Source organism: Desulfolutivibrio sp., from assembly GCF_036584575.1.
In the GTDB taxonomy this organism is placed as follows: Bacteria; Desulfobacterota; Desulfovibrionia; order Desulfovibrionales; family Desulfovibrionaceae; genus Desulfolutivibrio.
Window position 1 is genome coordinate 1 of the sequence record NZ_JAZHDB010000199.1, and the last position, 13,499, is coordinate 13,499.

The 13,499-nt window shown below is 66.1% G+C and carries 10 protein-coding genes; 5 read left to right on the forward strand and 5 right to left on the reverse strand.

Annotation, left to right across the window (positions count from 1 at the left end; genetic code table 11):
• The first annotated feature begins 104 nt into the window (after positions 1 to 104).
• From V3572_RS14185 to V3572_RS14200, 4 genes are all read left to right on the forward strand, one after another.
• Positions 105 to 1,295, forward strand: a complete 1,191-nt coding sequence (locus tag V3572_RS14185; RefSeq protein ID WP_332111670.1) for a PP2C family protein-serine/threonine phosphatase — start codon at positions 105 to 107, stop codon at positions 1,293 to 1,295.
• Between the two features lie 14 nt (positions 1,296 to 1,309).
• Entirely contained in the window at positions 1,310 to 1,489 is a 180-nt protein-coding gene (locus V3572_RS14190) for a hypothetical protein (protein ID WP_332111671.1), read from the forward strand.
• Positions 1,490 to 1,735: 246 nt separating this feature from the next.
• Positions 1,736 to 2,788, forward strand: coding sequence for a hypothetical protein (locus V3572_RS14195; RefSeq protein ID WP_332111672.1), 1,053 nt, complete (start codon positions 1,736 to 1,738; stop codon positions 2,786 to 2,788).
• A gap of 3 nt (positions 2,789 to 2,791) precedes the next feature.
• Entirely contained in the window at positions 2,792 to 5,431 is a 2,640-nt protein-coding gene (locus V3572_RS14200; protein WP_332111673.1) for a c-type cytochrome, read from the forward strand.
• An 87-nt stretch (positions 5,432 to 5,518) separates the two neighbouring features.
• Here V3572_RS14200 and V3572_RS14205 read toward each other — a convergent pair whose 3' ends face one another.
• A complete protein-coding gene (locus tag V3572_RS14205) occupies positions 5,519 to 6,922 on the reverse strand; it encodes an MATE family efflux transporter (protein ID WP_332111674.1) in 1,404 nt (467 codons plus the stop codon).
• A 464-nt stretch (positions 6,923 to 7,386) separates the two neighbouring features.
• Between V3572_RS14205 and V3572_RS14210 the strand changes: the two genes are divergently transcribed.
• Positions 7,387 to 9,393, forward strand: coding sequence for a hypothetical protein (locus tag V3572_RS14210; protein WP_332111675.1), 2,007 nt, complete (start codon positions 7,387 to 7,389; stop codon positions 9,391 to 9,393).
• A gap of 185 nt (positions 9,394 to 9,578) precedes the next feature.
• Here V3572_RS14210 and V3572_RS14215 read toward each other — a convergent pair whose 3' ends face one another.
• The 4 genes from V3572_RS14215 to V3572_RS14230 all read right to left on the reverse strand — a co-directional run bounded on the left by V3572_RS14215 (position 9,579) and on the right by V3572_RS14230 (position 13,176).
• The gene (locus V3572_RS14215) at positions 9,579 to 10,325 is read right to left on the reverse strand and encodes a polysaccharide deacetylase family protein (protein WP_332111676.1); all 747 of its coding nucleotides are present in this window, start codon (positions 10,323 to 10,325) and stop codon (positions 9,579 to 9,581) included.
• 105 nt (positions 10,326 to 10,430) lie between these two features.
• Positions 10,431 to 11,585, reverse strand: a complete 1,155-nt coding sequence (locus V3572_RS14220; protein ID WP_332111677.1) for a lytic murein transglycosylase — start codon at positions 11,583 to 11,585, stop codon at positions 10,431 to 10,433.
• Entirely contained in the window at positions 11,582 to 12,538 is a 957-nt protein-coding gene (locus tag V3572_RS14225) for a hypothetical protein (RefSeq protein ID WP_442877387.1), read from the reverse strand. The genes V3572_RS14220 and V3572_RS14225 overlap by 4 nt, the downstream gene beginning before the upstream one ends.
• Positions 12,539 to 12,540: 2 nt before the next feature.
• Positions 12,541 to 13,176, reverse strand: coding sequence for a hypothetical protein (locus V3572_RS14230; protein WP_332111679.1), 636 nt, complete (start codon positions 13,174 to 13,176; stop codon positions 12,541 to 12,543).
• Between the last annotated feature and the right edge of the window lie 323 nt (positions 13,177 to 13,499).

A 13,499-nucleotide genomic window follows, 5' to 3' on the forward strand; every position in this document is an offset into this window, starting at 1 on the left:
CGTGAAGGCAAAGGAAGGACACCGAATGTATGGTCCTTCTCCAAACTGTTGGATAGCCCGCGCGCGGCCGCCACGGCTGGCTGGCCCGGGTGGAGCCGGAACAGGTGCGTTCGGAAAACCGGGAGGTGTTCTCCGAGGTGGCCCGGGACGTGGCCGAAGGCCGGGCCGGGGTGCGCCGCCTGCCCTTCGAGGGCCGCGACAGCCTGTGGGCCTATGCCCCGGCCGGGACGGGGCAGGCGCTGCTCCAGATCGCGCCCGTGGCCGAGGTGCTGGCCGAGTCCGTGGCCGCAGCGACCTACGTGCAAGAGCGCATCTCCGAGCAGGTCGCGTTTTCCGGCATCGTGGCCGTCGCGGTCATGGCCGTGCTCATCCCGGCCACGCTTTTCGGGGCGCGCACCGTGACCCGCCCGGCCGCCGACCTGGCCCGGGCGGCCAGACGGCTGGCCACGGGGGATTTCGCGGCCCGGGCCCATCCCAAAGGCCACGATGAACTGGCCGAACTGGGGCGCATCTTCAACGACATGGCCCCACAGTTGGCGGACAGGGTGCGCATGCGCGAATCCCTGGAGCTGGCCATGGAGGTCCAACTGCGGCTTTTGCCCAAGGCCCCGCCCCGCCTGGCCGGGCTGGATATGGCGGCCTTGAGCATCTACTGCGACGAAACTGGCGGGGATTATTACGATTTTTTTGAATTCACGGGCCCCAAGCAGGGCCGGGTGGGCATGGTGGTGGGAGATGTGTGCGGCCACGGCGTGGGCGCGGCCCTGCTCATGGCCACGGCCAGGGCTCTGGTGCGTCCCCGCGCGGCCCTGGACGCCACGCCCGGCACGGTGGTCGCCGGGGTGAACCGGGATCTGTGCCAGGACACCATGGGCACGGGCCGGTTCATGACCCTTTTTTACATCGAGATCGACCCGGCCGGGCGGTCCCTGCACTGGGCACGGGCCGGGCACGATCCGGCCATGCTCTACGATCCGGGAACCGCCTCGTTCACGGAACTGGGCGGCCGGGGCGTGGCCCTGGGCGTCCTGGACGACGCCGCCTACGAGGACATGCAGCGCCAGGCCGTCCCGGCCGGGGCGATGCTGGTGGTGGGTTCCGACGGCATCTGGGAGAGCCGCAGCCCCGCCGGGGAGATGTTCGGGAAAACGCGTCTGGAACATGTCGTACGCCAGGCGGCCGGACGCGGCGCGGCTGCCGTGGTGGCGGCCGTGGCCCAGGCCTTGGATGATTTTCGCGGCGACGCCCCCCAGGAGGACGACGTGACCCTGGTGGTCGTGGCCTTCACCTCATGACGGGAGAATGCAGCATGTACCACACCGAACACGAGGCCAAGTTCAAATACTGTCCGTTGCTCATGACCCATGACGACAAGATGAAGTTCTGCCAGGGAACCATGTGCATGATGTGGCGCAGCTCCGGGTCTTCGCAAGACGGGGACAAGGGCTATTGCGGGCTGGCCGGGCGGCCCGACGGCGCGCGTGACTGATGCGCCGTGCGCCTCTCCCGTCGCCACGGCCGGGAGGGGCCATTTTTCCGCATTGCACACGGGGACAGTATGAAATACTTTCCTGTGCGAACTTCCTCTTTTCAGAGACGCGTGAGTATGCGACAGAAATAGTGCTTCCCCGGTTTGCGCAGACCAACCGGAGCTGCTACAGGCACGGTGAACTCGTCTCCCCGCCACATCCGGATTTTCGTGCAGCGGTTCACCAAAAAAGGAGGTCGATACGGCATGGACCCGGCATCCCTTGTCCCGCCGCTGGTGACCATTCCCGCTCCCTGGGGGATCATTGAAGCGCTTTTGCTTCTGACCTTCACCGCCCATCTGCTGCTTATGAACGTCATCCTGGGTGGAACGTTCATCGCCCTGGCCAGTAGCGGACGCAGGCGCTCGCCGACCCCGAGCCTGGCCAAAACCCTGCCCACCGTCCTGGCCCTGACGATCAATCTGGGCGTACCGCCGCTGCTTTTTTTGTCCGTGCTCCTGGGCGGCTATCTGTACACGGCGGCGGTGCTGTCGGCGGTCTCTTGGCTGGCGGTCCCCGCCGTGGCCATGGCCGCCTATTATCTGCTCTACATTTTCAGCTACGGCCTCAAAAAAGGCGTCTCCCGCACCCCGGCCCTGGCCCTGGCCGCCGTGCTCCTTTTGGGCGTCAGTTTCATCATGACCAACATCATGAGCCTTTTGCAGCGGCCCGAGGCCTGGACCGCCTACTTCGCCACCCCCGGGGGGACCGTCTTGAACCTTGGCGACCCCACGTTTTTCCCGCGCTGGCTGCACTTCGTCACCGCCTCCCTGGCCGTGGGGGGCCTTTTCATCGCCCTAAAAAACGCCCCGGCGGCCGCCCGGCACGAGGTTGCGGCCAAGTCCAGAATGTCCCTGGGGCTGGCCTGGTTCAACCGGGCCACCATGGTCCAGATCGCCCTGGGGATCTGGTTTCTCCTGGCCCTGCCGACCGAGGTGATGCTTCTTTTCATGGGCGCAAGCGGCCTGCACACGACGGTCTTTCTGGCGGGACTTTTGGCCGTGGCCGCCGCCCTGACCTTCGGCCTGCGCGGCCAGCCCATGCGGGCGGCCCTGGCCGTGGCGGCCACGGTTGCGCTCATGGCCGGCATGCGCGACCTGGTGCGCGCGGCCTATCTGGCGCCGTACTTTCATCCCGACAAACTGACCGTGGCCCCGCAGTACGGGCCCCTGACGGTCTTTCTCCTCTGTCTTCTGGCCGTAATCGGACTCACTTGGTACATGGCGACGCTCTACAGACGCTCGCAAGGGAGGGCCTAGGGCATGGACTATCCGGTCTGGCAACTTGCGGCCACGGGCGGGGGGTTCTGGATCGCGGTGATCGCCACGGTACATGTCTTCGTGGCCCATTTCGCCGTGGGCGGCGGGCTGTTCCTGGTTTTGACCGAGACCAAGGGGCGCCGGGAGAACTCCCCGGCCATCCTGGATTACGTCAAATCCCACACCACCTTCTTCCTGCTTCTGACCATGGTCTTCGGCGGGCTTTCGGGCGTGGCCATCTGGTTCACCATCGCCGTGCTCTCCCCGGGCGGCACGCTGATCCTGGTCAACTCCTTCGTGTGGGGCTGGGCCATGGAATGGACGTTTTTTCTGGGGGAAATCGCGGCCCTTCTGGTCTACCATTATTCGTTCGGCAAGATGGCCGCCAGGGACCACCTGCGCGTGGGCTGGCTCTATTTCATCTTCGCCTGGCTGTCGCTTTTCACCATCAACGGGATCATCGGGGTCATGCTCACCCCCGGGGCCTGGGCCACGACCAACGGCTTCTGGGACGGCATGTTCAACCCGTCGTTTTGGCCGTCGCTTTTCTTCCGGTCCTTTCTGGCGTTTATGCTGGCCGGGCTGTTCGGATTCGTGACCGCCGTCCGGGTCAAGGAGCCCGCCGCCCGGGAACGGGTGGTGCGCTCGTGCGTGTTGTGGGCCGTGGTCTCCCTGCCGTTTCTGGCCCTGTCCGGCTGGTGGTACGTCAGCGTTCTGCCCCCGTCGACCATGGACTTCATCCTGCACGGCTCGGCCGAAATCGCGCCGTATCTCAAGGCGTTGCCGGTGATCGCCGTCCTGGTGGGCGTCTTCGCCCTGCTTATGGCCGTGCGCCTGCCGATTTCCGTGCGCACCCCGGTGGCCGCCCTGCTTCTGGTCCTGGGCTTCGGGGTGGTGGGGGCCTTCGAATACATCCGCGAGGCCGGGCGGCGGCCCTTCATCATCTCGGAACGCCTGTGGTCCACGGGCATCGCCCCGGCCCAGGCCGAACCCCTGACGGACGCCTTTTTGCCGCGCGCCGCCTGGACCAAGAACAAGGACGTCACGGCGGAGAACCGTCTGGACGCCGGGCGGGAGATCTACGCCTTCCAGTGTCTGTCCTGCCATAGTCTGGCCGGGCCCATGAAGGACATCCGCAAATATACCGGCCATATCGGCAACGAGGGCGTGGCCGCCTACCTTACCGGCCAGGGCCGCCTCTTCAAGCAGATGCCGCCCTTTGTGGGCAGCCCGGCCGAACGCGACGCCCTGGCCGCCTACATCACCTCCACGGTCAACGGACGCCCCCTGGACAAACCCGTGGTGGCGGACATCAAGACCCTGCCCCTGGACATTCCAGCCTTTGATCCGGATACGGCCTCACACCTGCTTTTGTCCTGGTGTACGCTGGGACTGAAGTGCATCACCGACGCCGACGGCTTCTTCTCGTTTCTGCCGCCGGGAAGCGCCGTGGGCGCGGTCCTTATCCGGCGTGACGTCGTTCCGGAGGTGGTCACGGACGGGGTGGAGATCACCTACGCCGCCCCGGAGGGCTTCAAGCATCCGTCAAAGCATGTGGACTTCTGGAAATACGCGCCCTCGCTCATCGGCAAGGCGCCCAAGCCCGACCAGTCCGCCGGGGGCAAGGGCCTGGACGGAACCCTGGCCTACAATGAAAAGTCCAAGACCTTCGAGGCCGCCGGAATCCCCGTGGTTCCCTATGCCGACGACGGCTCCGTGAACCCCTATCCGCTGTTCACCATCACCGCCACGGACAAGGCCACGGGCCAGGTTGTGGCGCAGACCAAAACGGTCCTTCCCGTCTCCACGGAAATGAGCTGCTGGAAATGCCACGGCGGCGCGTTCCGCAAGGGCGGGGTCACGGGCATCTCCGGGGTCACGGCCCAAGGCATACTGACCGTCCACGACAAGCGCAGCGGCACGGATCTGGCGGCCAGGGCCGCAGCCGGACAACCCGTCATGTGCCAGAGCTGCCACCCCGACGCCCTGTTCGACGCCCCGGCCGATCCCAAGCGCCTGAACCTCTCGGCGGCCATGCACGGCTTCCACGTCAACTACATGACCGGCCAGGGCGAGGATGCCTGCGCCAACTGCCACCCGGACAGCCACACGGGAGTGACCCGCTGCCTGCGCGACAACCACTCCGCCAAGGGCATCGGCTGCTCCTCCTGCCACGGCTTCATGGAGGACCACGCCCTGTCCGTGCTGCGGGCGGAACAGGCGGCAGGCAAGAAACGGGCGGAAATCTTCATGAAAAACATCACCCCGCGCCTCGTGGCGCAGACCGCAGACATCAATCCGCGCCTGGCCTGGGTACAGGAACCGGACTGCCTGACCTGCCACCCGGACTTCGTCATGGCGAAAAGGGACGCCAAGGCCTTCAACGTCTGGGTCAAGGACCGTTCCGGACTGTACCGCAACCGCAAGGAAGATACGGGGAACGTGCCCTGCATCGCCTGCCACGGCGCTCCCCACGCCACCTACGTGGCGAACAACGCCTACGGCAAGAATCGGGACAACGTACAGCCCCTCCAGTATATGGGTTTTGCCGGGGTCATCGGCAGCAAGGGCCGGTGCGACGTCTGCCACACCGTGGAGATGGAGGGCAGCGAGATGCATCACCCAAACATGGTCAGAGAGTGATCGACAATTCCCACGCGGGATGAAGGAAAAGCGGGCGGTGTGACACGGTGCGTCTCACCGCCCGTTTTCATGGCGTGTCATGCCGTGTCAGGGCGCGTCAGAGGCAGAGGCCCCGGCGGCCCCCTCGATGACCCGCATGCGCCGCCATTTGCCGCCCCGGTAGCGCAGCCACATGAGCCCGGCCAGGGCCAGGACATAGGCCGTCAAAAACGCCCAGGCCGTGTACACCCCGGCCCCGAAGGACTCCACCGCCGCATAGGTGGGCACGATCATCACCAAGATGGCCGCGCTGCCCATGGACAGCATGAGATAGCGGCTGTCGCCCGCCCCCTTGAGCGCCCCGAAGAGGATCATGGCCACGGCGTCGAAGATCGAATAGACCGCCACAAAACGCATCAGCCACACCCCGGTTGCGGTGATGGCCGCGTATTCGGCGGCATTCATGTCCCGGGGCCGGAACAGGGCCAGAAACGTCTCGGGAAAAACCACGAACAGCAGGGCCACGGCGGTCATGTAGCCCAGAGTCAGCTTGAGCGTGGCCATGGTGTCGCGGTGGGCGGCATCGGGATCGCCCGCCCCCAGGGCCTGGCCCACCAGAGTGCTGGCCGCCACCGAGAATCCGACCATGGGCAAAAAGGTCAGGGTGTTGATGGAGAAGACGATGTTGGTGGCCGCCAGCTCTTCCTTGCCGATGCGCCCCACCAGAAAGACGAAAAAGGTGATGGCGAAGATGTCCAGGAAAAACTGGACGCCGCCGGGCAGGCCGTATTTCATGAGCCGCATAAAGAGATCGCGGTCCAGGGCCCATGCGCTTCTGACCCGGAAAAGCCGCTCGTTTTTCCGGGTGAAGATGAGCGCCGTAAAAAGAACCGCGCTCACGGCCCCCCCGGCCACGGTGGCCAGGGCCGCCCCCCGGATGCCCAGTTCAGGGAACCCGAAGGCCCCGTAGATCAGGGCGTAGTCCAGGGGGATGTTGAGGATCGCCCCGGTCAGGTTGACCGCCATGACCACCCGGGTCAGCCCCCGTCCGGTGAAAAAACCCGAAAAGGCGGCGTCTAGGACGCCGAATACCCCGCCCAGCATCAGAAGGCGAAAGTACGGCTCCTCCAGGACGCGGACGTCGTCCGGATGCCCGGCCAGGGCGAACAGCGGCCCGGCCAAAAGCGAGGCCGCAGCCGAAAGCACCCCGGCCAGCAGGCAGAACCACACGCCCTGCCACAGGGCCGCGCCCACGCGCTGCGGACGCTGCGCCCCGGTGTACTGGGCGATGAACACCCCGGTGTACCCGGCCGTGCCGATGAAAAAAGACTGGATCGCAAAGGCCGCGATGCCCGCAGGCAGGGCGGCGGCGATGGCGTCGAGGGAATAGTTTCCCAGAAACATCCGGTCGGTAAAAAGCATGAGCGTGGTGGCGCCCATGCTCACCACCAGCGGCAGCCCGATGGCCAGAACGCGCCGGTAGGCGCCCCGGTGTGCGGCGAGGGAAGACATGACGTGACTCACGATGTGAAAAGTATTGCCAAAGAAAAAGATTATATAATTACCTGTAAAACGATTGCGTGTCAAGAATAATGCAAAACATGCGCCCTCGGATCGCCGGATTCCGTGGCGACAGGGGGCCGCCAGACCCGCTGGCCGTGGAAGGCGCGCTCCTCCACCCCGGATGTTCCGACCTCGAAGGTTGGCCCAAAGCGCGCTGTCGGAGAATACATCTTGCACAAACCCTGCACATTGATGTAAGATAAATAGTATCCAAAAAAGACGTTCGTCTCTCTCTGACGTCAAGCCCGCCCGCCGTCGCCGTCCGCGCGACTGCCCCATCTTGAGCAACGCACTGGCCGCCCAATGACGATGTACACGCGCTTGTTCGCGAAAAGTCGCAGGACGTCTGCGCCACCTCGGGAGGGAAAAACGTGATCGGCATAAAAAAAGCTTTGCACATGGCATGGTTCGGCATGGCCCTGTGTGTCTTCTGCGGCCTGACAAGCCTCGCCGCGGCCCAGACATGGTCCTTTCTGGCCCCGTCGCCCACGGGCAACACCATAAACGACGCCTACAGCCCGGACGGCGGGACAACCACCTATCTCGTCGGCGACGGCGGCGTCATTCTGAAACGCACCGGCACGACCGTCACGTTCATGACTTCCGGGACCAACTCCCCCCTAAAAGGCATTTATGGCCGCTCGGCCACCGACATCTGGGCCGTGGGCGGCAACGAGGCGACGGCCGAAGCCACCGACCCGTCCCGCTCGGTGCTTTTGCATTTCAACGGCGCCGCATGGTCCTCAACCACGCCGCCCACGGTACTTAACTGGGACGGCTACTACACCATGGCCGACGTCTGGGTGTCCTCCACGGGGGCGGCCTACGCCGTCAGCCGAAACGGCGGCCCGGCCAAGTGGAATGCCGCCCAAAGCAAATGGATATTCGAGGAGGTTACCGACCCTCTGGGCGTGGTGACGCAATGGGGATTTCAGTTGCAATCCATCTTCGGCTTCTCCGACTCCGACATCTTCGCCGTGGGCAGCTACGGCACGGTGTTGCGCCGCGACGCCACAGGCTGGACGGTCATGGCCCAGTTGGAGACCGGAGGCTCCATGAGCTTCAACCTGCTGCAGGCCGTCTGGGGGCCCGACGCCGACAACGTGTTCGCCAGCGGCAATTCGGGCCAGATCTACCGACTGAAGCGATCCGTCTCCACGTCCTGGGTGCAGGTCAATACCGGCGGAGGATTCTTAGACGGCTACGATTTGTCGGCCATAAGCGGTTCGGGCCCGAACAATATCTGGTTTGTGGGGTTGGCCGGAGTCATCCGGCAGTGGGTGGGGGCGAGCAACGCCCTGGTCAACCGCGACGATCCGACCGGGAAAGCCCGCCATGCCATCGTGCCCGGCGCCTCCGGCAGCTACCTGCTCGGCGGCGACTACGGCCTGATGGAGAGCATGAATGGAACCACCGGGGCGCGCCAGACCCTGAACACCCCGGCCGTGGTCACCACAAACATGCAGTCCGTGGCCTTTTCGGACCGGCTGTGGCTCGCCCCGCAATGGACCAACGCAGGCATCGGCATCTATGCCTGGAACGGCGGCCGGATGACCGCGCACCCCATCGCCGCCCTGGGCGAAACCTGCCTCACCAGATCCTTCAAGGCCTTTTCCGCCTCCGACATCTGGCTGTCGGTGTACGACTACGCCACCACCTACGGCGCCACCTTGCGCGGCAACGGCTTCAGTTGGACAGCCTGGACGCCCCCCGGCGGCGTGGGCAACTTTCCGCCCCTGCTCGACGTGGTCAAGACCGCCTCGGGCGGCTACGCCGTCCTCCAGGACGCCAATGGCCAGGGGAATCCCTGCATGGTGGGAAGCGAATTCATGACCTGCCTCGACGCCGGGGCCGACTCCTACCTGTACCTGGGCATGGCCGCCTCCCCAAGCGGCGACGTGCATGCCGTGGGCAAGGGGGGCAAGGTGGCCCTGTGGCGTAGCGGGGCCTGGACGACATCCACCGTGGGGTCCAACGGGGACGACCTGACCGCCGTGGCCGCCACCACGAACATGCTCGTGGCCGTGGGCGCAAACGGCGCGGCCTTCTACAGCACCAACGGAACCGCCTGGTCGCCGGTGAGCGGCATTCCCCGCGTCGCACCGCCGGAAGAAGGCTATCCGCTCTATACCTTCTCGTCCATCGTCCATGCCGGAGGCGGCGTGTTCTGGGCGGCCCTCAACACGTCAAGCCGCTACACCGACGGCGACAAGGCCTCTCTGTACCGCATCCAAAACGGCGTGGGACAGCTCGTCCAAGGCGGGTTCTCAAGCCCGATCAACGGATTGGCCGCCAGCATCGGACAAAGTGCGGTGTTCGCCGCAGGCGACAACGGCGCCATCCTGACCACCAACCCGGCCTTCACGGAAGTCGCCGGAGAGTCCATCCCGCCGATGCTGCTTCTGCTGCTCGACCAGTAGGCTCCCGCGCGGCCGTCGTCCGGGAGTTTGGCCGGACGGCGGCCGCGACGCCGTACGCCCTGCGCGCCACGGCGCACCGTCCCTGGGGTCATGCCAGGACGCACCACGTCGATACGGCCTGCGCCTCAGAACTTCCCGATTCCAGCCCCAGCACAGGGACGCACGCCGCGAACGCTTCCAGCGCCTCAGTACGTCTCCACGATTTCCTTGAGCTTTTGCACCGACACCGCATGGCCGCCCAGGCGCGGGACAGCCCGGGGATTGACGTTGCCGTCGAAGGGCCGGTAGCCGGTGACGAACATGAGCTGGTAGCCGTTTTCAGCCAAAAGCGCCCCGAAAACGTCGTTGCCGCGTCCGTAGGGATAGGCGTAATATTTGGGATACGAGCCGAAAATCTCAAGAAAGCGCTTCCGCGAGGCGCTCAGGTCGGTGCGCAAAAAGGCCAGGTAGGCGTCGCGGCTGCCATGCTTGCCGACCTGAAACCGCGTGGAGTGGCTGAAGGAATGGTCTGCAAAGGTGACCTTGGGCCAGGCCTTGAGCGTTTCCAGGTCTGCGGCGCTCAGGCTGGCCTTCGAGGCCGGATTGGCCATGTAGGCCATGGGCAGAAACAGGGTGAACGGCAGGTCGTACTTTTTCAAAAGCTCGAAGGCCTGCATGACCGAGGACCAGCCGTCATCGATGGTGATGACCACCGTGCGCGGAGGAAAGCTCTCCCCGCGCGCGATGTAGCCTGCAAACTCGTCCATGGAGACGACGTTGGCGTGTTCCTTGAGATACTTCAGATGGGCCTCGAACAGGTCCATGGGCATGGACATGCTGGACCGGCGGCCGTCGAACCGGTGATAGCCGATGACCGTGGCCGAGGCGGCCTGGACGATATCCGGAACAACGAGCGTCAGGCACAGAAAAAGAAGGCGCAGGAGGGAGGGCATGCGGTTTTCCGTTGCAGTTGGGGTCCACACGGCACGGCGCGGCTTTCGCGCCCGGCCGACGTTCTCACGGCCCCTTGGCGACGGCGGACGGCCACGGCCGCCCGGTCATTGCCCGGGAGCGCCCGCTCCGGCGGTTTCGCGCAGGCTCCCAGCCACGGCCATGATGGTGTTCACATAGGTCCGGCTGCGATTGTAGCGAAAAAGGGCCTCGCGAAGGGCCGCCTCGGAGGTCTGGCCTCCCACTCCGGCTTTGTTCAGGTAGTTGCCCATGCTCTCCAGGGCGTCGGCCACGTTGAAAAGATCCGCCACGCCGTCCCCGTCGCCGTCCCGGGCCAGGCTCAGGGCGCTTGTGGGCATGAACTGGCTGACGCCGATGGCCCCGTAGACCGAGCCGGGCATGGTCAGAGGATCGCGGCCCAGGCGGGCGGCGTAGTCCAAAAGGGCCGCCAGTTCCCGGCAGGCCCAATCCCCCCGGTCGCGCGCCGTCTGGGTCAGCCAGGCCGCCCGGTCGGGGGACGGGCGCTCATAGGCGAAGGCCTGGGACACCAGGGCATAGTCCCGGGCCAGGGCCATGCCCGCCAGGGAGGCCACGGCCGGTTTGTCGCCCAGATAGCGGCCGCACCGGGTCTCCACGGCGCTCACCCCCACGGCCACCTCCTCGGGCAGGCCGTAACGGGCCCGCACCCGGGACAGCATGGCCCGGTTGGCGGCCAAAAACTCCCGGGCCTCGGCCAGCCGCTCCGGGGTCAGGGCGCTCTCGTAGACGCTCGGGGCCTCGATCGGCGGGAACTCCAGCCCGGCCGGGGCCATGGCCGTGGACGCCCGAAGCGCGGCCAGAAGTTCCGTCGTGGCCACGGCCCGCTCCGGAAGGCCGCTTCCGCGCTGCCAGGCCCGGATGGACCACTTGGTGAGCCGCTTGAGTCGGCCGTCCGCAGGCCAGGGATGGTAGCCCAGCTCCGCCAGCCGCGTCTGGATGTCGGTCACCAGCTTCAGGCCGTATTTCGACATGTAGAGTTCGGTGAGCTTGGTGCTCATGGGCTCGGGATCAAACACCATCTCCGGCCGGGCAAACAGGGCGCGCAGGCTGGCCTCGGAACGGCCGGACTCCACCAGCCGCCGGATGAGCGGCTCGAAACTGACCGGGACGCCCGGGGAGACAGGGGCCGTCTGGGCCAAGGCCCCTGTCGCCCCCGCCAGGGCGCAGATCATCAGGACGGCCACCGCCAGGGTCGCCGCCAGGCGGCGCGGGCCGGGGGTCAAAAGATCCTCCCCGCAACCGACCCGGGCGCGGCCAGACGCGGCCCCACCAGCCGCGACAGGATGGCCACCACCAGCATGGAAAAAAGGAGCCTTCCGAAAAACGTGCCCTGCACGCTGGCTCCGATGAGCGTCATGAGCAGGGTGTCCTCGATCAAGGCGTGGGACAGGCTCATCAGCGACAGGGAGGAAAACACGTCGCGCCGGGACAACCGCCCGCCCTGGACCTCCATCATGATCAGCCCGCCCCCGTAGGCCAGGCCCATGACCAGCCCGATGACCGTGATGTTCGCGGCCTTGGCCCCGATGCCCAAAAGCCCCAGGACCGGGGACAACAGGCGCTCGAAAAGGTCCGTGACCCGGAGCCGGGCCAGCACGCGCATGAGGATGATCAGCGCCAGGATGACCCCGAAGATCATGATCAGGTTTTTGGCCTCCCCAAGCGCCCAGCCGACAAGGGAGGCCTGGGCCGGGGCGGCGGTGAAGATCGCCCGGGCCGGTTCCGTGAGCATCCCGGCGGCGGCGAAAAACCGGTGCATGAGCATGCCGCACGCAAGCGCCCCGCCCATGCGCAAAACCGTCTGCCCAAGAAATCCCACCCCGCATTTCTGGGTGATGCGGCCCTCCACCGGGAGGTTGTGGGCGATGAGGATCATGGTGGAGAGCACCGTCACCTGGGCCACGCTTAGAGGGTCGGCCCCCGGCGGCAGAGACACATAAACCAGGATGCCGCCGTAGATGTTGGTCAAAATGGCCGTGGCCCACACCAGCCCCATGTCCGCCGGAAGCCCGGCCAGCTCCATGAGCGGCCCAAGCGGCACGGCCAGATAGGCGATGAGGTCCAACTCCTTGAGGATCTTGACCGCGATGATCACCGGGATCATGACCTTGTACAGGTCCAGGCTGATGCGCACGGCGTCGGCCAGGGCCTTTTTGGCGGCGACGGCCAGGGCCATGCTCATTCGCCTTCTTCCTCGGACTCAGGCGGCAGGGACGGCCCGGAGCCAGCGACGTCCGAGACGGAAGCGTCCGAAGCGGAAGCGGCCGGGCCGGGGGCCACGGACGCGGCGGCGTGGGCCGTTTCCGGCTGGGGCAGTTCCCCGCCGATGGCCACAAAGGTCTCCTGATTCAAGAGGCCGGAGCGGAGGTAGATCTCCCGCCATTGGTCCACGGTGAAGGTGCGCCCACCCATGGCCGCCTGGAGCTGCACGTCGCGCACGGTGGCCGCCAGGAAGCGCTGGGCCTGGGCGTTGCCTGCGGCGGACAGACGCACGGCCGTCTCCATGGTCTCGGCCACGGCGTAGCGGGAGCGCACCGGCTCCACATAGACCGCCGCCACGTAGCGCACGAAATCATCCAGGGTTTCGGGCCGGGGCTGGGCGGCCTTGGCCGCCTGCACCCGGGACAGGCACTCGGACACGGCCGCATCGGTCATGGGCGTCACAGCCGGAGGCGGCGGCGCGGGCGGCTCCTTGGCCGTAAAAAAGGTGCATCCCAGAAAGAGCCCGGCCACCACAATTGCGACCAGGGCCACAAACCGCATGAAACGCAGGCCCGACCGGCCGGAACCGGCCGCGCCTGTCCGGCGGGGCATGGCCCGGCGCGCCCGGCGGGTGTTGGACGGCTGCGCCCGGCGTTGTATCGTGTTCCGATTTGTGCGCCCCTGGTACATGCTCCCGATTCCCTTCAAGGTCACTGTTGCAAAAAGGTCCGCGCGGCAGGCGACCGTATCGCATTGCCCGCGAACCGGGGAAACAAAGCATTTTCCCTGACATTTGTCCACAAACGGCCGTGGCCAAGGCCTCGGCCAGACCCTCTGGCCCCTAGGAAATACGCCGGAAATACGCTAGGCAGTCTGAGCGGCCACAATCGCGCAGCCGCCCGGCGCCTTCGGACAGGCCGGGCGCATCTTCACCT

What these genes read in the sequence shown, in the direction of transcription:
- V3572_RS14215 (WP_332111676.1), bottom strand. Translation starts at nt 10,325, where the DNA reads ATGCCCTCCCTCCTGCGCCTTCTTTTTCTGTGCCTGACGCTCGTTGTT.
- V3572_RS14205 (WP_332111674.1), bottom strand. Translation starts at nt 6,922, where the DNA reads ATGTCTTCCCTCGCCGCACACCGGGGCGCCTACCGGCGCGTTCTGGCC.
- V3572_RS14210 (WP_332111675.1), top strand. Translation starts at nt 7,387, where the DNA reads ATGGCCCTGTGTGTCTTCTGCGGCCTGACAAGCCTCGCCGCGGCCCAG.
- V3572_RS14225 (WP_442877387.1), bottom strand. Translation starts at nt 12,538, where the DNA reads ATGGCCCTGGCCGTCGCCGCCAAAAAGGCCCTGGCCGACGCCGTGCGC.
- V3572_RS14200 (WP_332111673.1), top strand. Translation starts at nt 2,792, where the DNA reads ATGGACTATCCGGTCTGGCAACTTGCGGCCACGGGCGGGGGGTTCTGG.
- V3572_RS14190 (WP_332111671.1), top strand. Translation starts at nt 1,310, where the DNA reads ATGTACCACACCGAACACGAGGCCAAGTTCAAATACTGTCCGTTGCTC.
- V3572_RS14230 (WP_332111679.1), bottom strand. Translation starts at nt 13,176, where the DNA reads ATGCCCCGCCGGACAGGCGCGGCCGGTTCCGGCCGGTCGGGCCTGCGT.
- V3572_RS14195 (WP_332111672.1), top strand. Translation starts at nt 1,736, where the DNA reads ATGGACCCGGCATCCCTTGTCCCGCCGCTGGTGACCATTCCCGCTCCC.